The organism is Streptomyces sp. NPDC007856, assembly GCF_042868225.1.
Classification (GTDB): domain Bacteria; phylum Actinomycetota; class Actinomycetes; order Streptomycetales; family Streptomycetaceae; genus Streptomyces.
On the sequence record NZ_JBIAEC010000018.1, the window covers coordinates 107,654 to 126,163 of the forward strand.

The 18,510-nt window shown below is 72.8% G+C and carries 19 protein-coding genes and 1 pseudogene; 15 read left to right on the plus strand and 5 right to left on the minus strand.

Annotated features, from left to right (window positions below):
• The 10 genes from ACFYOH_RS34985 to ACFYOH_RS35030 all read left to right on the plus strand — a co-directional run bounded on the left by ACFYOH_RS34985 (position 1) and on the right by ACFYOH_RS35030 (position 8,765).
• Positions 1-618, plus strand: a complete 618-nt coding sequence (locus ACFYOH_RS34985; RefSeq protein ID WP_388634254.1) for a sigma-70 family RNA polymerase sigma factor — start codon at positions 1-3, stop codon at positions 616-618.
• Between the two features lie 25 nt (positions 619-643).
• On the plus strand, positions 644-1,432 hold the full coding sequence (locus tag ACFYOH_RS34990; RefSeq protein WP_388634257.1) for an anti-sigma factor: 789 nt from the start codon (positions 644-646) through the stop codon (positions 1,430-1,432).
• Positions 1,433-1,631: 199 nt separating this feature from the next.
• Complete coding sequence (locus ACFYOH_RS34995) at positions 1,632-1,988, plus strand: ATP-binding protein (protein ID WP_388634260.1); 357 nt, start codon at positions 1,632-1,634, stop codon at positions 1,986-1,988.
• 45 nt (positions 1,989-2,033) lie between these two features.
• Positions 2,034-3,236 (plus strand): RNA polymerase sigma factor, encoded by a 1,203-nt coding sequence (locus ACFYOH_RS35000; protein ID WP_388634263.1) that lies wholly within the window; start codon positions 2,034-2,036, stop codon positions 3,234-3,236.
• Positions 3,237-3,348: 112 nt separating this feature from the next.
• The gene (locus ACFYOH_RS35005; protein ID WP_388634266.1) at positions 3,349-4,671 is read left to right on the plus strand and encodes an aldehyde dehydrogenase family protein; all 1,323 of its coding nucleotides are present in this window, start codon (positions 3,349-3,351) and stop codon (positions 4,669-4,671) included.
• 41 nt (positions 4,672-4,712) lie between these two features.
• The gene (locus ACFYOH_RS35010) at positions 4,713-5,618 is read left to right on the plus strand and encodes an aldo/keto reductase (protein WP_388634268.1); all 906 of its coding nucleotides are present in this window, start codon (positions 4,713-4,715) and stop codon (positions 5,616-5,618) included.
• A 199-nt stretch (positions 5,619-5,817) separates the two neighbouring features.
• The gene (locus ACFYOH_RS35015) at positions 5,818-6,198 is read left to right on the plus strand and encodes a BlaI/MecI/CopY family transcriptional regulator (RefSeq protein WP_388634271.1); all 381 of its coding nucleotides are present in this window, start codon (positions 5,818-5,820) and stop codon (positions 6,196-6,198) included.
• On the plus strand, positions 6,195-7,130 hold the full coding sequence (locus ACFYOH_RS35020) for a M48 family metalloprotease (RefSeq protein WP_388634273.1): 936 nt from the start codon (positions 6,195-6,197) through the stop codon (positions 7,128-7,130). Before ACFYOH_RS35015 ends, ACFYOH_RS35020 begins: the two co-directional genes overlap by 4 nt.
• Before the next feature lie 129 nt (positions 7,131-7,259).
• Positions 7,260-7,649, plus strand: coding sequence for a VOC family protein (locus ACFYOH_RS35025; RefSeq protein WP_388634276.1), 390 nt, complete (start codon positions 7,260-7,262; stop codon positions 7,647-7,649).
• A gap of 36 nt (positions 7,650-7,685) precedes the next feature.
• Positions 7,686-8,765: an adenosine deaminase gene (locus ACFYOH_RS35030; RefSeq protein ID WP_388634277.1), complete on the plus strand. Its 1,080-nt coding sequence runs from the start codon at positions 7,686-7,688 to the stop codon at positions 8,763-8,765.
• Here the strand turns inward: ACFYOH_RS35030 and ACFYOH_RS35035 are convergent.
• The 3 genes and pseudogenes from ACFYOH_RS35035 to ACFYOH_RS35045 all read right to left on the minus strand — a co-directional run bounded on the left by ACFYOH_RS35035 (position 8,747) and on the right by ACFYOH_RS35045 (position 10,595).
• Positions 8,747-9,262: a DUF664 domain-containing protein gene (locus tag ACFYOH_RS35035; RefSeq protein WP_388634280.1), complete on the minus strand. Its 516-nt coding sequence runs from the start codon at positions 9,260-9,262 to the stop codon at positions 8,747-8,749. The genes ACFYOH_RS35030 and ACFYOH_RS35035 overlap by 19 nt on opposite strands.
• A 28-nt stretch (positions 9,263-9,290) precedes the next feature.
• Positions 9,291-9,437: pseudogene (locus ACFYOH_RS35040) on the minus strand (carotenoid oxygenase family protein); the annotation flags it as partial.
• 231 nt (positions 9,438-9,668) lie between these two features.
• Positions 9,669-10,595, minus strand: coding sequence for a LysR substrate-binding domain-containing protein (locus tag ACFYOH_RS35045; protein WP_388634283.1), 927 nt, complete (start codon positions 10,593-10,595; stop codon positions 9,669-9,671).
• 111 nt (positions 10,596-10,706) lie between these two features.
• Here ACFYOH_RS35045 and mgrA point away from each other — a divergent pair, with 111 nt between their 5' ends.
• Entirely contained in the window at positions 10,707-11,699 is a 993-nt protein-coding gene (gene mgrA / locus ACFYOH_RS35050) for an L-glyceraldehyde 3-phosphate reductase (protein ID WP_388634286.1), read from the plus strand.
• 256 nt (positions 11,700-11,955) lie between these two features.
• Here mgrA and ACFYOH_RS35055 read toward each other — a convergent pair whose 3' ends face one another.
• Positions 11,956-12,339 (minus strand): nuclear transport factor 2 family protein, encoded by a 384-nt coding sequence (locus ACFYOH_RS35055; RefSeq protein WP_388634288.1) that lies wholly within the window; start codon positions 12,337-12,339, stop codon positions 11,956-11,958.
• A gap of 327 nt (positions 12,340-12,666) precedes the next feature.
• Between ACFYOH_RS35055 and ACFYOH_RS35060 the strand changes: the two genes are divergently transcribed.
• The 4 genes from ACFYOH_RS35060 (at position 12,667) to ACFYOH_RS35075 (ending at position 17,101) form a co-directional block, all read left to right on the plus strand.
• A complete protein-coding gene (locus ACFYOH_RS35060; RefSeq protein ID WP_388634290.1) occupies positions 12,667-13,077 on the plus strand; it encodes a hypothetical protein in 411 nt (136 codons plus the stop codon).
• A 69-nt stretch (positions 13,078-13,146) separates the two neighbouring features.
• Positions 13,147-15,486, plus strand: a complete 2,340-nt coding sequence (locus ACFYOH_RS35065; protein WP_388634292.1) for an FHA domain-containing protein — start codon at positions 13,147-13,149, stop codon at positions 15,484-15,486.
• Positions 15,487-15,524: 38 nt separating this feature from the next.
• Positions 15,525-16,088 (plus strand): hypothetical protein, encoded by a 564-nt coding sequence (locus tag ACFYOH_RS35070; protein WP_388634295.1) that lies wholly within the window; start codon positions 15,525-15,527, stop codon positions 16,086-16,088.
• Positions 16,088-17,101, plus strand: a complete 1,014-nt coding sequence (locus tag ACFYOH_RS35075; protein ID WP_388634297.1) for a serine/threonine-protein kinase — start codon at positions 16,088-16,090, stop codon at positions 17,099-17,101. Before ACFYOH_RS35070 ends, ACFYOH_RS35075 begins: the two co-directional genes overlap by 1 nt.
• Positions 17,102-17,112: 11 nt before the next feature.
• Here the strand turns inward: ACFYOH_RS35075 and ACFYOH_RS35080 are convergent, their stop codons facing one another.
• Positions 17,113-18,381 carry a streptophobe family protein gene (locus ACFYOH_RS35080; protein ID WP_388634299.1) on the minus strand — a complete coding sequence of 423 codons (1,269 nt, stop codon included), beginning with the start codon at positions 18,379-18,381 and terminating at the stop codon, positions 17,113-17,115.
• Positions 18,382-18,510: the final 129 nt, after the last annotated feature.

An 18,510-nucleotide genomic window follows, 5' to 3' on the forward strand; every position in this document is an offset into this window, starting at 1 on the left:
ATGCGTGATGATCTGCCTATGTCATGGCGTGCCCGAAAACGTGGTGAAGCGGCCGATCCGAATCACTCCGGGCGCCGTGTCTCGGGTAACGGGACCATTTCGACCACGGACGAGGAACTGCTCCGGGCTCTGTATGCCGAGCACGCAGGCCCTCTGTTCCACTACGTGCTGCGACTGACGTCAGGAGACCGGCAGTGGGCCGAGGATGTCGTGCAGGAGACCCTGCTGCGGGCATGGCAGCACCCCGCCGCGTTCGACCCGGCACGCGGCCCGGCCCGCGCCTGGCTGTGCACGGTCGCCCGGCACCTGGTCATCGACACGCACCGGGCCCGGCAGGCGAGGCCGGTGGAGGTGGGCGGCGAGGCCCTGGAGCGGGCCGCGCAGACGGCGGGCGAGGACCGGATCGAGCAGGCGTTGCAGAGCTGGGCCGTGGCCGACGCCCTCCGGACGCTGTCCGCGGACCACCGCGCCGTACTGCTGGAGACGTACTACCGGGGCCGGACCGTGGCGGAGGCGGCGCGGGTGCTGGGCATCCCGCCGGGCACCGTCAAGTCTCGCACGTACTACGCCCTGCACGCCCTGAAGCTGGCGCTGCGGGAACGGGGCATCGAGCCATGACCACGGCATGGAGGAGGTGCCGGCCATGAACGCGGACCACGAGGCCCTCCGGCTGGCGCTCGGAGCATACGTCCTGGGCGCGCTGGCCCCGGCGGAGGCGGAACGGGTGCGTGCGCACCTCGCTGAATGCGACGAGTGCCGGGCGGAACACGCCGAGCTGGCCGGACTTCCGGCGCTGCTCGCGACGGTCACCGCGGCGGAGGCCGAGGGCCGGCCCGTGCCCGTCGGCGACGAGGACCCTGCCGATCGGCTGGTGCGGCGGGCGGCGGAGGGCGCCGGGGGCTCACCCCAGCCGCCGCCCGGCGCAACGGCGCCTCGGGCCCCCGAGGCGGGACTGCTCGACCGGATGCTCCAGCAGGCCGCCGCCGGGCGCCGCAGGACCCGGCGGCGGCAACTGGCCGGTGCGGTCGCGTCGCTGACGCTGGTCGCCGGGGCCGCGGTCGGCGGCACCTGGCTGGCGATCGGCGGAACCGTGACCGGTCAGGCGACAGGACCCGCACCGGTCACGCCGGCACCGTCGCGCGTCTTCTTTGGAAGCGATCCCGGCACCGGCGTCACCGCGTCGGTGCGGGTCTCCCCCTCGGCGTGGGGCAGTGTGCTGCAGATCTCCGCCCATGGGGCACCCGCGGGCATCACCTGCCGGTTGCAGGCGGTCGGGCCCGGGGGAACCAGGTCGGAGGCCGCCACCTGGCGTGCGGGGACGTACCCGCCCGGCACCACCGTACCCGGGGCGGTCCCCCTGTCCCCGGCGGCCATCGAGCACTTCGAGATCGTCGCGGGCAACGGTCAGAAGCTGGTCACGATCCGGGCGTGAGCCGATCCGGGGATGAGTCACAGAAGTTGGACAAAAAGGGCGAACGGCTCGAACCATATGCGCTCGTCGTCCGTAGAACTGAATGAGTGCTCACATTCGGGTTCCTACGCAGAAGAGCCGGAAGACCATGTTTGTGACCGATTCCGCCCGTGCCGGCTCACCCCCCGCACGGTCCTGCCGCCACCAGGCGACGCTCACGTTGCCCGCGCAGGAGGCGCATGTCCCCGCTGCCCGTCATCTCGCGGCGGAGCTGCTGGAGTGCTGGTGCGTGCCCGAGAGCGACCGGGACTCCGCCGTCCTCATCGTCGACGAACTCGCCGCCAATGCCGCCCAGTACGGCCGTGAACGCATGACGCTGCTGCTCGCCCTCGACGGCGGCACCCTGCACATCGTGGTCAGTGACTCCGGAACGGCGGTCGAGCGCGTCCGCCACGACATGGCGCCGGACGAGCACGGCCGCGGCACCGGCATCGTCGACTCCCTCGCCCAGTCGACCGAGGTCCACCAGACGCGCGGTGGCCGAGAAGTCCGCGCCTGTCTGCGCTGTTCGGCATGATCGAGCCCGTACGCTTCGGACGATCGCAGAAGGGCACGAGCGCCCATGGCGGACACCGTCGATGTCGAGGCCGTCTTCCGCGCCGAGTACGGGCGCGCGGTCTCCGTCCTCGTCCGCTTCCTCGGCGACATCGACCTCGCCGAGGAAGCGGTGCAGGACGCCTTCACCACCGCCGTACGGACCTGGCCGGAGTCCGGTGTGCCGCCGAGCCCGGCCGGCTGGATCATCACCACCGCGCGCAACCGGGCCATCGACCGGCTCCGCCGCGAGTCCTCCCGGGACGCCCGGCACGCCGAGTCCGCCCGGTTGTACGCGCCCGACGCGCCGGCCGAGGAGGGCCCCGTGCGGGACGACCGGCTCCGCCTGATCTTCACCTGCTGCCACCCCGCGCTCGCCCTCCAGGCCCGGGTCGCCCTCACCCTGCGCCTGCTCGGCGGCCTGAGCACCGGCCAGATCGCCCGCGCCTTCCTGGTGCCGGAGCCGACCCTGGCCCAGCGGCTGGTAAGGGCCAAGACCAAGATCCGGGACGCGGGCATCCCGTACCGCGTGCCCAGCGACGCCGATCTGCCCGAACGGCTCGGCGGCGTCCTCGCCGTCGTCTACCTGATCTTCAACGAGGGCTACACCGGCGACCCGGCCCTGGGCGCGGAGGCGCTCCGGCTCGGCCGGCTGCTCGCCTCGCTGATGCCGGAAGAGCCCGAGGCGACCGGCCTGCTCGCGCTGATGCTGCTGACCGAGTCCCGGCGGCCGGCCCGGCAGGGCGCGGACGGCGTCCTCGTCCCGTTGCCCGAGCAGGACCGCACACTGTGGGACCGCGAGCTGATCGCCGAGGGCCAGGACCTGGTCCGGCACTGCCTGCGCCGCGGCAGGCCCGGGCCGTACCAGATCCAGGCCGCGATCAACGCCGTGCACAGCGACGCGCCCACCGCCGAGGCCACCGCCTGGGACCAGATCCTGCGCCTGTACGACCAGCTCATGGCCGTGGCGCCGTCCCCGGTCGTCGCCCTGAACCGTGCGGTCGCCGTGGCCGAGGCCGAGGGGCCGGCCAGGGCGCTCGGCCTCGTCGACTCCCTCGACCTCGGCCGGTATCACGTGCTGCACGCCGTCCGTGCCGACCTGCTGCGCCGCTTGGGCCGCACCGCCGAGGCCGCCGCGGAGTACGGCCTGGCCGCCGAACTGGCCGGCAGCGAGGCCGAGCGGGGCTACCTGGAGCGGCGCCGCCGGGAGACGCACCCCGACGCGACGTGACCCGCGTCACCATGGCCGGTCGGAATGAACTTGAGGACCTGAAAGGTTGGCAAATACACCCAACGACCAGGCCCGGGCCGCACCGCCCGTGCACCACCAGCGAGGCACACCTGTGAACCGTCCCGCCATCGAGCAGCCCGCCGACATCGTGGCCCGGCTGCGCGCCACCTTCGCCACCGGCCGCACCAAGCCCGTCGAGTGGCGCACCGGCCGGCTGCGCCGACTGCGCGCGATGCTCACCGAGCGCGGCGCCGACCTCGCCGCCGCCCTCCGCGCCGACCTCGGCAAGAGCAGCACCGAGGCCTACCGCACCGAGATCGACTTCACCATCCGCGAGATCGACCACACCTTGGAGCACCTGGCGGACTGGCTGCGCCCGGAGCCGGCGCCCGTCCCGGCCCACCTCGGCGCCGACGCGACGGCCTGGACGCAGTACGACCCCCTCGGCGTCGTCCTCGTCATCGCCCCCTGGAACTACCCGGCGCAGCTGCTGCTCGCCCCCATGGTGGGCGCCCTGGCCTCCGGCAACGCGGTCGTCGCCAAGCCGAGCGAGCTGGCCCCGGCCACCTCGGCCGCCCTCGCCGAGCTGATCCCGGCCTACCTGGGCACCGACGCGGTCGCCGTGGTCGAGGGCGGGGTCCCGGAGACCACGGCGCTGCTGGCCGAGCGCTTCGACCACATCTTCTACACCGGCAACGGCGCCGTCGGCCGGATCGTGCTGCGCGCCGCCGCCGAGCACCTCACCCCGGTCACCCTCGAACTGGGCGGCAAGTCCCCGGTGTTCGTGGACCGCGGCACCGACCTGGACGTGGTCGCGGACCGGCTGGCCCGCGGCAAGTTCCTCAACGCCGGCCAGACCTGTGTCGCGCCGGACTACGTCCTGACCGACCCGGAGACGGCCGCCGCTCTTGAGGCCGCGCTGGCGCGCGCGGTGGAGGCGCTGTTCGGCGCCGACCCGGCCGAGTCGCCGGAGTACGGCCGGATCGTCAACGAACGGCACTTCGACCGGCTCTCCGGCCTGCTCGGCTCCGGGCGGATCGCGGTCGGCGGCGAGAGCGACCGCATGGCGAAGTACATCGCGCCGACCGTCCTCGCGGACGTCGACCCCGCGTCGCCCGTCATGCAGGAGGAGATCTTCGGCCCGATCCTGCCCCTCGTCACCGTGTCCGGCCTGGACGAGGCGATCGCCTTCATCAACGACCGGGACAAGCCGCTCGCCCTCTACGTCTTCAGTGAGTCCGAGCGGACCCGCGCGCGCATCGCCGCCGAGACCTCCTCCGGCGGCCTCGGCCACGGCCTTCCCCTCGCCCATCTCACCGTTTCCGACCTGCCGTTCGGCGGGGTGGGGGAGAGCGGCACGGGCAGCTACCACGGACGCTACTCCATCGAGACGTTCAGCCACCGCAAGGCGGTCCTGCACAAGCCGCTGGGCTGAATTCCCTTGCACGGCAGGCCGGATGTGCGAAACTCCGCCGAATGACCGTTCAAACGATCACTGCGGACGCCTCCGGCACCTTCCAACTCGGCGACCTGCCCGTCCACCGCATCGGCTTCGGAGCCATGCGGCTGACGGGCAGCGCCGCGTTCCACCTCGGCACGCCCAGCGACCGCGCCCGCTCGATCGCCGTGCTGCGCCGGGCCGTCGAACTGGGCGTGAACCACATCGACACGGCAGCCTTCTACTTCTCCGCCACCCGCTCGGCCAACGAACTGATCAACACCGCCCTCGCCCCGTACCCCGAGGACCTGGTCATCACCACCAAGGTCGGCCCCTTCCGCGACTACCACGGCGAGTGGGGCGACCCGGCGCGCCCCGACCAGCTGCGCGGCCATGTGGAGGAGAACCTGCGCCAGCTCGGGCGCGACCACCTCGACGTCGTCAACTTCCGCCGGCAGGAGCAGGATTCGATCGCCGAGCACTTCGGCGCGCTCGCCGAACTGCGCGAGGCCGGCCTGATACGCCACCTGGGCATCTCGGGTGTCGGGCCGCGCCACCTCGCCGAGGCACTGGAGATCGCCCCGGTGGTGTGCGTGCAGAACCGGTACGCCCTGGACCGGCCCGATCCCCTCGACGACGAGATGCTGCGCCTGTGCGGCGAACACGGCATCGCGTTCGTCCCCTTCTTCGCCGTCGCGGGCCAGGCCGGACCGCGGGCGGCGGCCGACACCCATGACGACACCGTGCGCGACATCGCCCGCGCCCACGGAGTGAGCCCCGCGCAGCTCCGCATCGCCTGGACCCTGCACCAGGGTCCCCATGTCCTCGCCATACCCGGCACCGGCAACCCGGACCACGTCGCCGAGAACGTCGCGGCGGGCGCGCTGCCCCTCACAGCGGACGAACTGGCCCGGCTCGACGCCCTGCACACCCCGGCGAGCTGACGCTCCCGGCCGCAACCCGGGGCCTTCTCCTGGAAGGCGGCCCGCCGGGCCCCGGGTCCCCTGTCGCCCGGACGGCGGCCCCCGTACGATCGGCCCTCCCATAATGGGTGCGGGGGCACAGCCGTACGAAGACTCGATTGACTACCATCGTGTAGACGGTCGCCCGGGCCGCACACGAAGACGGGGTGAGGGACGTTCCATGACCGAGGCGAAGGACGAGCGCCGGCCGGCCGGCGAGCTGGAGGCGAGCGTCATGGCCGCACTCTGGGCCGCGGGCGGACCGCAGACGCCCGGCCAGGTCCAGCGGAGCCTCGGCGCGGACCTGGCCCGTACGACGGTGACCACGATCCTCACCCGCCTGTACGAGAAGGGCGTCGTCGAGCGGCACCGCCAGGGTCGCGGCTACGCCTACCTCCCGGTCCGGGACGTCCAGGACGCCCACGGTCTCACCGCCCGCCGGATGCACAGCGAACTCGACCGGGACAGCGACCGCCAGACCGTCCTCGCCCGCTTCGTCGCCCAGCTCAGCCCCGACGACGAACGGATCCTGCGGGACCTGCTAGAACCCGACGAACGATGACCGCGCTCCTGCTGCTGCCCCTGCTGCTGCCGTTCGCCCTGCCGGCCCTGGCCCGCCGGGCCCTGGACCGGCTGGCCCCGGCCGCCGCGCTGTGGGCCGTCACCGGCTGTGCGGTGGTGCTCGCCGGCTGTTCGCTGGCCGCGCTCGGCTCGTTCGTGCTCATCGGGCTGCTCAAGGTCCCGCTCTTCGCCGCGCTCGGCGAGCTGATACACCCGCTGCGCACCGCCTCCGACCTCGTCGTGCTGCCGGCCGCCGCGACCTCCGTCGGCGCGCTCGCCGTCTGCGGCTGGACCCTCGTGCGCTCGGTGCTGCACCAGACCCGCGCCTTCCGTGCGGCCCGCACGGAGGCCGGGCACGGCCCCTCGGCGGGCGATCTGTGCGTGGTGGACTCGCCGCGCCCCGACGCCTACGCGCTGCCCGGCCGCCCGCACCGCATCGTCGTCACCACCGCGATGCTGCGCAGCCTGGACGGCCCCGAGCGGGAGGCGCTGTTCGCACACGAACGGGCGCACAACGACGGCCACCACCACTACTTCCTGGCCGCCGCGGAACTGGCCGCGCACTGTCATCCGGCGCTCCGCCCGGTCCGCGGGACCATCCGCCTCGCCGCCGAGCGCGCCGCCGACGAGGCCGCCGCCGCGAGTGTCGGCGACCGGCGCCTGACCGCCCGGGCCATCGCCCGCGCGGCCCTCGCCGGACAGGCGGCCGGCTCAGCCCACTCGGAGCGTCCTGACTTCGCGCCCGCCGCTACCACCGGCCCCGTCCCGCAGCGCGTCCAGGCCCTGCTGGCCGCACCTCTGGTGCCCCGGGCCGGCCATGCGATCGCCGCCCTGCTCATCGCCTGCACGGCCGTCTCCTGTGCCGCCTCGGTCGCCGGCATGGCCGACTTCCACCATCGGGTGGAGATCGCCCAGGGCGACGAACGGCCCTGACGCGCCACACTCGAGAACGGCCGCGGCAACCTTTCGGCAACCCTGGCGCAACGCGCGTAGACGAGGACTGGCGCCAGCAAGGTTTTACGTATAACCTCACCCGCTAACCACCTCCACCGGAAGGTTCCGATGCGACGCGTCGCCCTGGTCACCCTCGTCGTCGACGACTACGACGAGGCCATTCGCTTCTACACCGAGGCCCTCGGCTTCCGGCTCGCCGAGGACGCCCCGCGCCCCGACGGCTCCCGCTGGGTCGTCGTGGAGCCGGGCGGCGCCGGCACCGGGCTGCTGCTGGCCCGCGCCAAGGGCGAGGCCCAGCGGGCGCGCGTCGGCGACCAGACCGGCGGACGCGTCGGGTTCTTCCTGCACACCGACGACTTCGCCCGCGACCACGCCCGGATGACCGCGGCCGGCGTGACCTTCCTGGAGGAGCCGCGGCACGAGCCCTACGGCACCGTCGCCGTCTTCCAGGACCTGTACGGCAACCGCTGGGACCTGCTCCAGCCCGCCACCCACTGATCAGCACCGCACCACCTGCCGAGGAACGAAAACGCCATGACCGCGCCCCGCATCGACACCGAGACCCTCCGCCGGCTCCCCAAGGCCGTGCTGCACGACCACCTCGACGGCGGCCTGCGCCCCGCCACCGTCGTCGAACTCGCGGCGGAGATCGGTCACACCCTGCCCACCACCGACCCCGACGAGCTGGCCGCCTGGTACTTCGAGGCCGCCAATTCCGGCGACCTGGTCCGCTACATAGCCACCTTCGAGCACACCCTCGCCGTCATGCAGACCCGCGAGGGCCTGCTGCGCACCGCCGAGGAGTACGTGCTGGACCTCGCCGCCGACGGTGTCGTCTACGCCGAGGTGCGCTACGCCCCCGAGCTGAACACCCAGGGCGGGCTGTCGATGCGCGAGGTCGTGGAGACCGTGCAGGAGGGCCTCGCCGCCGGTATGGCCAAGGCGGCCGCCGCCGGCACCCCCGTACGCGTCGGCACCCTGCTGTGCGGCATGCGGATGTTCGACCGGGTCCGCGAGGCCGCCGACCTGGCCGTGGCCTACCGCGACGCCGGTGTCGTCGGCTTCGACATCGCCGGCGCCGAGGACGGCTTCCCGCCCGCCGACCACCTCGCGGCATTCGAGCACCTGCGCCGCGAGAGCGTGCCCTTCACCATCCACGCCGGCGAGGCGCACGGCCTGCCCAGCATCCACCAGGCCCTGCAGGTCTGCGGCGCCCAGCGCATCGGCCACGGCGTGCGCCTCACCGAGGACATCCCCGACCTCGCGGCCGGCAAGCTCGGCCGGCTCGCCTCCTGGGTGCGCGACCGTCGGATCGCGCTGGAGATGTGCCCCACCTCCAACCTGCAGACCGGCTGCGCCACCTCGATCGCCGAGCACCCGATCACGGCCCTGAAGGACCTCGGCTTCCGGGTCACCCTCAACACCGACAACCGACTGGTGTCGGGCACGACGATGACCCGGGAGATGTCCCTGCTGGTCGAGGAGGCCGGCTGGACCGTCGAGGACCTGCGCACGGTCACGGTGAACGCCCTCAAGAGCGCCTTCATCCCGTTCGACGAGCGCACGGCCCTCATCGAGGACGTGGTCCTGCCGGGTTACGCGGCCGCGCTCTGAACGAGCCCCCTGAGGTAGGCGGCCTGTCCGATGTGCTGAAGGTCGTCGGACAGGACGCTCATCAGGCGGACACCCAGGCTGACCGGGGGATCCCAGCGCTCGTCCACGATCCGTTCCAGATCCTTGGCGGCGAGGCCGCGCAGCGCGCCGAGGGTCTGCTCGTGCACCGCGTCGTAGTACCCGGTGAGCAGGTCGGCGGACTCGACCCGCACCTTCGCGACCTTGGCCGGGCTGTGCCCGTACCCGGTGTCGTGGCGGGGCAGGTCGAGGCCGAAGCGCTTCTCCCAGTCCTGGGAGAGCCACACCTGGTCGAGGTCGAAGGCGTCGGCGATGTGGTCGTCCTGCACCCGGGTCAGATGCCAGACGAGCCAGGCGACGGAGTTGGCGTCGGGCGCCGGGCGGTGGTGCAGCGCGTCCGGTCCGAGGCCGTCGAGGACGGCATGGACTTCTTCCTGGATGCGGCCGTAGCCGTCGATGAGGATGTCCTTTGCATGCATACCGTCCACCATCCCAAACAGCGGGCGTTCACGCGTCCGGAATCCAGCTTCCGTGGAAGCCGAGCGGCACCCGGCCGGGCAGGTGCACGCGCGCCACGGGCTCGCCGGTGAACTCCTGAGCGGCGAGGATCACCAGGTCGGCGGCACCACGGTCCGGGTTGTGGACGTACGCGATCGCGCATATGGGGCAAACGCCCCTTCCGGAAAAGGACAGTGACGACCTGTCATCCCTCCTGCGGGATATGCCACCGCCCGGCCCGCGCCGAGACCGGTGAGTGCGCCCGCCGCCGCGAGTCCGGCCGTCGCGCGCAGCACGGTCCGCCGGGTGTGTTCCGCCATGACATGTCCTCCTGACCGTCGTCGTCTTGGCCGACGGTCCCGAGTCTGCGGTGGCGGGCGGCCGTGATCAGGAGGGCTGGGACCCCTCCTGGGGTGGTGCCAGGCCCCCTGTTCCGCCGCCGGTCTCCAGCAGCGTGACGAGCGCCCGGGCGGCGGGACTGGTGGCACGGTCCGGCGGCAGCAGCGCCACGGTCTCGTACTCCGTCTCGCCCGTGCCCTTCAGCGGCAGCGCGGTGAGCGAGGGCCGCTTGTGCCGGAAGTGCCGGGGTACGACCGCGATCCCCAGGTTCTCGTCCACCAGGTCCAGCAGGCTGTGCACGTCGTTGACCTCCAGCGCGACCGTGCGCCGGACGCCGGCCGCGGCGAACGCGGCGTCGGTGCTGCGGCGCGGGCCCCAGTCCGGGTGGAAGTCCACGAAGACCTCACCGGTCAGGTCCTCGGGGGTCAGCACCGCGCCGGCCGAGGCCAGCCGGTGGCCGGGATGACACAGCACGGTCATCGGCTCGCTCGTCAGCGACACCGAACGCAGCTGGTCGCTGTCCGCCTGGGTGCGGTAGGCGAAGGCCAGGTCGAGCCGGCCGGCCGCCACTTCCTCGGCCAGCGCGCCCGAACCGGCCTGCCGCAGCCGGATCTCCACGTCCGGATGCCGGCCCCGGAACGCGGCCAGCAGCCGTGCCACCTGCACCCCGGCGATGCACTGCTCGGTGCCCAGCGCCAGCGTGCCGCGCAGCACGCCCTGCACCGCCGCGACCGCCTCGTGCGCCGCACGGACCTGCGCCAGGATCCGTTCGGCCTCCACCAGCAGCGCCCGCCCCGCCTCGGTGAGCGTCACCCGCCTGGTGGTACGCACGAACAGCGGCGCCCGCAGCTCCCGCTCCAGCGCCCGGATGGACGCCGACAACCCCGACTGGGACACCATCAGGCGTTCGGCGGCCCGGGTGAAATGCTGGTCCTCGGCGACGGCGACGAAGTGCTGGAGATGGCGCAGTTCCATGATTGAGAAGCCTAGCCGCTGAATTCCATCGGATTCTTCTGTTGGACCGCTGCCCGCGCCCCGGGGAAGAGTAGAGCCGGTAGATCGTGTGCCAACCCCTCTGGAGTCGCGTTGTACACCGCACACCCCGACCGTTACGCCGACATGCCCTACCGGCGCACCGGACGCAGCGGGCTGAAGCTCCCCGCGCTGTCCCTCGGCCTGTGGCACAACTTCGGCCCGGACCGGCCCGCCGAGACCCAGCGGGCCATCCTGCGCCGCGCCTTCGACCTGGGCGTCACCCACTTCGACCTCGCCAACAACTACGGCCCGCCGCCCGGCGCCGCCGAGTCCGCGCTCGGCGAGGCCCTGAAGGCCGACTTCGGGCCGTACCGCGACGAGCTGATCATCTCCACCAAGGCCGGCTATCTGATGTGGCCCGGCCCGTACGGCGAATGGGGTTCGCGCAAATACCTGCTGTCCTCGCTCGACCAGAGCCTGAAGCGCATGGGCCTGGACCACGTCGACATCTTCTACTCGCACCGCCCCGACCCGGACACGCCGCTGGAGGAGACGATGGGTGCCCTGCACTCGGCGGTGCAGCAGGGCAAGGCGCTGTACGTCGGCGTCTCCAACTACTCGCCGGAGCAGACCCGCGAGGCCGCCCGCATCCTCGCCGACCTCGGCACCCCCCTGCTCATCCATCAGCCGCGCTACTCGATGCTCGACCGCCGGCCCGAGCAACAGGACCTCCTCACCACCCTTGACGAGCTGCGGATCGGCTCCATCGCCTACTCCCCGCTGGAGCAGGGCCTGCTCACCGGCCGCTACCTCGACGGCATCCCGGAGGACTCGCGGGCCGCGAGCGACAGTCCCTTCCTGAACTCGGACGCGGTCACCGAGGACCTCGTGGCCCGCCTGCGCTCCCTCGACGAGGTCGCCAAGTCCCGCGGCCAGAGCCTGGCCCAGCTGGCCCTGGCCTGGGTGCTGCGCGGCGGCCGGGTCACCTCCGCGCTGGTCGGCGCGAGCAGCCCGCAGCAGCTCGAGGACAGCGTCGGCACCATCCGCAACCTGGACTTCGACGCCGAGGAACTGGAAAGGATCGACGCGATCGTGGAGGGCTGAGCTCCCCCCGTTTCGGGGCCCATCGACCTCAGCCGGGGGAGCGGGGATCTGCTGCGGTACTGCCTCAGCGAGGCCGACGGGCTGCCGCCCGGCCGGCTGCCGGCGCCGGCGGACGAGCGCCTGGCCCCGGCCCCGAGAGCGCCCTCGGCGACCTTTCGAGCACTGCGGGTGCCGAGCGCGGCCGGACCACATGGGTCCGGCCGCCGCTTAGCGGGCGGACCGCCGTGCGCGGCGGACTCACCGCGGCCAGGCGGTGTCAGGCACCGGCCGGCACCCGGTCCAGAAAGCCCAGTACCTGCCGGATCCGGCCCTCGTCGTCCAGCGTGACGACGTCGAACCCAGCCACCGGCGCCGAGCCGTCGGCCTCGTTCACCAGCTCCCAGCCGAAGCGCGCCGTGTCGTGGTGTCCGTCCACCGCACCGAGCGGGCGGAAGACGAACCCGGGGAACTGAGCGTGCGCCGCCGCGATCACGGCCGCGATGCCCTCGTGGCCGCGGACGTCGGCCAGGGGGTCGGTGTAGCCGCCGTCGGTGGTCCACGCGGCGGCGACCGCCTTCTTCAGCGCCTCCGGCTCAGAGGCGTTCCAGGCCTCGAAGTAACGGGCGGCGGCGCTCTCGTAACGGTCGGTGTTCACGGACATGGTGCATCAGCCTCCATCGAGGTCGCATCTGCTGGTAAGTGCTGGTCAAAGCCGGATCCGGGGCTTCGCCGATCCGGTGTGACCACCATGCCGGAGCACCGAGGGGCGGGTCGATTACCTGCCTGGTAATGCCCGGGGGGTGCGAACGCGCCGGTGCGTTCCGGCCAGAACCGGCGGTGAATATGCCAGCAGACTGGCCGGAAAGTCATGGTGACAGTGTTTCGGGAGTGGCGATACTCGAACGTCAGGGGCACTTCACCGCACAGGAGCCGCACGGAGAGCGAGGCCGGTTCGGGCGCAACCAGCGAGGCGACGGGGGAGTGAGACGTGCACGACGAATTCCTGTGCCATGTCACGGCGTACGGCATGTGCGACGGCCGGCGCATCGGGGTACCGCTCGGCACCTATCGCGCGCCCACGCTGGCCCTGGCCCTGTGGTGGCTGCGCGACCGCGCGTCCTGGATCGCCGAGCGCCTGGACCCGAGCCCGGAGGACCCCGCCTTCCCGGTGGGCGCGCTGGTGCCGGTCGCGGACACGGTGGCGGACGTGCCCGCGCTGCTGCGCGCCTGGTGCGCCGACGGCGTCCGGCAGGAGCTGGTGGCCGACGAGCTGGCCGGCGGACGGCTGGTGCGGATCGCCGCCAGCGACGACACCACCGAGTACGAACTGCTCGCCGAGTCCGTCGACGCGCTGCGCATGCAGCGCACCCTGCCGGCGCTCGTCGTACCCGTCGCCTGACACGTGTCCGTCGCGGTGCCGCACCCCGACTCCAGGCACACATGTGGACGAATCGGTAGAATTCTTGCCATGGCCGAGCGGCCGATCGCCCCGACGGCGCCCGAACTCGTCCTGGAGACCGACACGGGCTCCACGGTCATGAGCCCGGGCCACGACTACCACGTCGGACGCGACCCGTTGAGCGACATCGTCATCGACGATGCCCGGGTCTCGTGGCACCACGCCGTGCTGCGCTGCGACCAGGACCGCTGGACCCTCACGGACCGGCACAGCACCAACGGCACCTACGCCGACGGCCGCAGGATCAGCGAATGGGGCGTACGCCCCGGCAGCGTGATCCGCTTCGGCAACCCCACCGACGGCCCCCGCGCGGTCCTCGCCGGCGCCCCGCGGCCCGACCCCGACCGCCCCTCCGCGGTGTCCCTGCCCCAGCTGACCGGCACCTTCCGCCGGCCCAGCAGTGTCCGCCCGCTGCCCGTGCGCTCGATCCGCATCGGCCGGGCAGCCGACAACGACTTCGTGGTGAACGACCTGGTCGTCTCCCGGCGCCATGCCGAACTGCGCGCCCACAGCGACGGCACGTACGAGATCGTCGACCTGGGCAGCCACAACGGCACCTACCTCAACGGCCGGCCCGTCACCCGCGCACCCATGGGGCCCGGCGACATCGTCGGCATCGGCCACTCCGCGTTCTGCCTGGTCGGCGACGAACTCCAGGAGTACGTCGACACCGGCGAGATCTCCCTGGACGTGCAGGACCTCACCGTCGCCGTGGACGGCGGACGCAAGGTGCTCCTCGACCACGTGTCCTTCCCGGTGGGCGAGAAGTCCCTGCTCGCGGTGGTCGGACCGAGCGGCGCCGGCAAGTCCACGCTGCTGAACGCCCTGACCGGGCAGCGTCCGGCCGACCGAGGCACCGTCCTGTACGACGGCCGCGACCTCTACCGCGACTTCGCCGAACTGCGCCAGCGCATCGGCCTGGTCCCGCAGGACGACATCCTGCACCCCCAGCTCACCGTGCGCGCCGCCCTGACCTACGCCGCCGAACTGCGCTTCCCCGAGGACACCGCCGCGGCCGAGCGGCGGGCCCGGGTGGACGAGGTCATCCGGGAACTCGGCCTCGAAAAGCGCGCCGACCAGCCCGTGCACAGCCTCTCCGGCGGGCAGCGCAAGCGGGTCAGCGTGGCCCTGGAGCTGCTCACCAAGCCCTCGCTGCTCTTCCTGGACGAGCCGACCTCCGGCCTCGACCCCGGCATGGACCGGTCGGTGATGAACATGCTGCGCGGCCTCGCCGACGACGGCCGCACCGTCATCGTGGTCACCCACAGCGTCCTCAGCCTCGGCGTCTGCGACCGCCTCCTGGTGCTCGCCCCCGGCGGCAAGGTGGCCTACTACGGGCCGCCCGACGACGCCCTCGCATTCTTCGGCTTCGAACAGTGGCCGGAGGCCTTCGAGGCCTTCGACCGCGACCCGGACCGCGACTGGGCCAGGGAGTACCGCGAGTCGCCGTTCCACCGGCACTACGTCGCCGAGGCCACCACCCAGCCCCACCACCCGGGCCCGGCCCCCGTCTCCCCGGCGCCGCCACCCCGCCCACGCGGCTGGGGCGCCCAACTCGGCACGCTGATCCGCCGCTACGCGGCCGTCCTCGCCTCCGACCGCACCTTCCTGCTCGTCATGATCGCCCTGCCGTTCGTCATGGGCGCCATGGCCCGCGCCCTGGCCGGCGGCCGGCTCGCCCGGGACACCGCGATGAACGCGCTGCTCATCCTGTGCGTCGGCGCCGTGCTGACCGGCGCCGCCAACGCGGTGCGCGAACTCGTCAAGGAACGCGTCGTCTACCAGCGCGAACGCGCCGTCGGCCTGCCCCGTTCGGCCTATCTGATGTCCAAGATCGTGGTACTCGGCACGATCAGCGTCGTCCAGGCCGTCGTCCTCACCCTGGTCGCCCTCCTCGGCGTCGACCTGAACACCCCCGGCGGCCGGGGCGTCCTGCTCCCGCCCCTCGCCGAGATCGCTCTGGCCACCGCCCTGCTCGCGTTCACCGCGATGATGCTCGGCCTGCTGGTCTCCGCGCTGGTGCGCAAGGAGGAGGTGACGATGCCGCTGCTGGTGCTGCTCGCCATCGTCCAGGTCGTGTTCTGCGGAGCCCTGCTCCCGCTCAACGGTGTGCCCGGCCTGGAGCAGCTGTCCTGGCTCGTGCCCTCCCGCTGGGCGCTCGGCGCCATGGCCGGCACGGTCGGGCTGTCCCGGATCGTCCCGGGCAACCTGTCCGCCGACCCCCTCTTCCGGCACTCGACAGGCGTCTGGCTGCTCGATCTGGCCATGCTGGTGGTGCTCTCCGTCCTCTACGGACTCGTGGTCGCCCGGCTGCTGCGCCGGCACGAGCCCGCCGTGATGCGGAAGTAGGCGAACGCGATGGCACACACCCGGAAGCAGGCGCCCCGATGAACAGAGCGGCCAGTCCCGGATTCCAGCCCACGCACGTCGTGCCTCGGCACGGCATGCCCGCCTGGGAGGCCCCCGACCCGGCCCGGCCCACCGTGCCCCTCGACCCACTGCTGCCGGTGGAGCTCGTGGAGCGGCGCGGCGACTGGGGGTACATCCGCTGCGCCAACGGCTGGGGCGCCTGGGTCGACGGCCGCCGGCTCGTCGCCGTACCCGAGGACCCGCCCGCCGCCGACGGCCCGGCCGGCACCGCCGATCCGCGGCCCCTGCTGGCCCACGTCGAACAGGCCCTGGCGGATTACCGGTCCGCGGTGGAGGAGCTGGCCGCCGGCACCCTGGACGGCGAGGACTTCGAGGACCGCACCCGGGGCCTCAGGCTCGGGATCGTCGTCGACGCGGAGGCCATGTGGCTGTACGACCCCGAGGAGGGCAGCTGGGTGTACGGCGACGGACGGCGGCTGACCACCTACGCCACCGACCGGGAGGTCACCGGCGAGGACGCCGGCGAGGACGCCGCCGGGCACGCCCCGACCCGGCTGGTGGCACCCGAAGGTGAGCGCTGATGGCGGGCGAGACCAGCCTGTTCTCCGGTCGACCCTCGGAACTCATCGGCCGGCAGATCGCGAGCTACCGCATCGAGAGCGAGATCGGGCGTGGCGGCATGGCCGTCGTCTACCGCGCCCGCGACCTGCGCCTGGACCGGACGGTCGCCCTCAAGCTGCTCGCCCCCGAACTCGCACGCAACGACACCTTCCGCAAGCGGTTCACCCATGAGTCCCAGGTGGCCGCGGCGATCGACCACCCGCACATCGTGCCGGTCTTCGAGGCCGGCGAGACCGACGGGGTGCTCTACATCGCCATGCGGCACGTCTCCGGCAGCGATCTGCGTCACATCCTCGACCTGCGGGGACCGCTGCCGCTGCCGGATGCCGTGCGGATCGCCGCCCAGGTGGCGTCCGCCCTCGACGCCGCCCACGAGCACGGCCTGGTGCACCGGGACGTCAAACCCGGCAACATCCTGGTCGCCGAGGGCATCGACACCGACCACCCCGAGCACGTCTACCTCACCGACTTCGGGCTCACCAAGAAGTCGCTGTCCCTCACCGGCTTCACCAGCGTCGGCCAGTTCGTCGGCACCCTCGACTACGTGGCCCCCGAGCAGATCTCCGGCCGCCCGGTCGACGGCCGCTGCGACGTCTACGGTCTGGCCTGTGTCGTCTACGAGAGCCTCGCCGGCCGGCCCCCGTTCCTGCGCGACGACGACATGGCGCTGCTCTGGGCCCACCAGTACGACGATCCGCCACCGCCGAGCGAGGCCCGCCCCGGCCTCGACCCGGCGCTGGACCCGGTCTTCGCCAGGGCCCTGGCCAAGAGCCCCGACAGCCGCTACGACACCTGTCTCGCCTTCGTCGCCGCCCTGCGCGCCACCATGGCGACCCCCGCCGGCCCGGCCGACGTCCGCCCGGCGCAGGAGCCCGACACGGAGACGCACCACAGGGCGACCGGCCCGCCGAGCCCCCCGCACTGGGCGGACCCGGTGTACCGGGGCGACGCAACCGCGCGAAACCCCGCCTGAAACCAACACACCTAGGGCCCGCTCACCTCGCCCCGCCGGTGCACCCGGCGGGCCAGCAGGCCGCCCAGGAATCCGGCGGCCAGTCCCCACAGCGCACCCAGGCCCACCGCCTGCCACAGCCGGGGCCGGAGGAACAGTTCCCCGGACAGGCCGCCGCCCAGGTTGCCGATGCCGAGCAGGGAGAGTCCGTAGTGCGCGGAGACACGGCACGTCAGACAGATCATCAGCACCGTCAGCGCCAGCGCCACGGCCAGGTGGACGGCGTGCTGCCACAGGCGGATCCGGGCCGGTGAGGTCGCTGCCGTCCAGAATGCCACCGCCAGCAGCAGCACCGCGTCCACGACCACCAGCCACCACCACCGGCCGTCGTAGTCGGTGAGCGAGCCGAGGTTCAGCGACGAGACGTCCGGGGTGCGCAGGATCGCGTCCAGGACATGCGGCATGGGCAGGCCGAACGGGCCGTGCACCCGGCCGTTCCAGGTCGCTCCCAGGCCGATGGTGAGGGCCAGCCAGGCCAGGTTGGGCAGGCCGAGCAGGATCAGCGCGAAGGTCGCCGGGGCGTGACCCCGGGTGGCCGCCGTGATCAGCGCGGCGACCAGGCCGACGACCACGTACGCGAGGAGCAGCACCACCATCGCCTGCGCCGCCGGGCGCACCGACTCCTGGAAACGCAGCAGCCGCCCTGGCACCGGCGCCCCGCGCGCGACCAGCAGCGCCAGCGCCAGCACCCCGGCCAGCCACAGCAGGCCGAACAGCACCGTCAGCGGCACGTCCGCGCTGAAGCCGACGCGGGGCGCGGCATTGAACAGGCCGGTCAGGTCGCTGAGGGTGCCGCTGCCGACGTCCACGGCGAAGGTCTGCCGGGCGCCGAGGGCCAGGCCGATCAGCGCGAGCAGCCACAGCACCGCGATCCGGGCCGCCCAGCCGGCCAGTTCGCCGACCGAGGCGACCGCCCGGTGCCGCAGCGGGCGCAGAAAGCCCCCGCCGATCACCAGCGCGCCGACAAGCGTCACCGACAGCGGGATCACGGTGACCCCGGCCCGGGTCTGCGCCAGCACGCCCGCGTTCCCGGAGAGCTCCACACTTCCGCCGACCGCCGTGACCAGGGTCGCGGCCACCACTCTCGGGAAGGCGTCGTCCGGCAGGTCACCCGCGCCGGCCGCCCACAGGCCCAGCGCCGCCACCAGCACCATGACGGCGAGCCCGGTCAGCACCGCGGCCACGGCCTGCGCCCAGCCATGACGGACGGCGGGCCGCGGGGAAACGGTGGGAACGCTCACGGTTGACACGCTAGGCAGCGGCCGCGCACCCCGCCCGCCGGGTGGGCCGTTCGCGTCGGCTTGCGAGCCTCACCGCCCTGCGACACACAATGGGATCAAAGTGCAGCCAAATGCACCAGAAGGAATTTG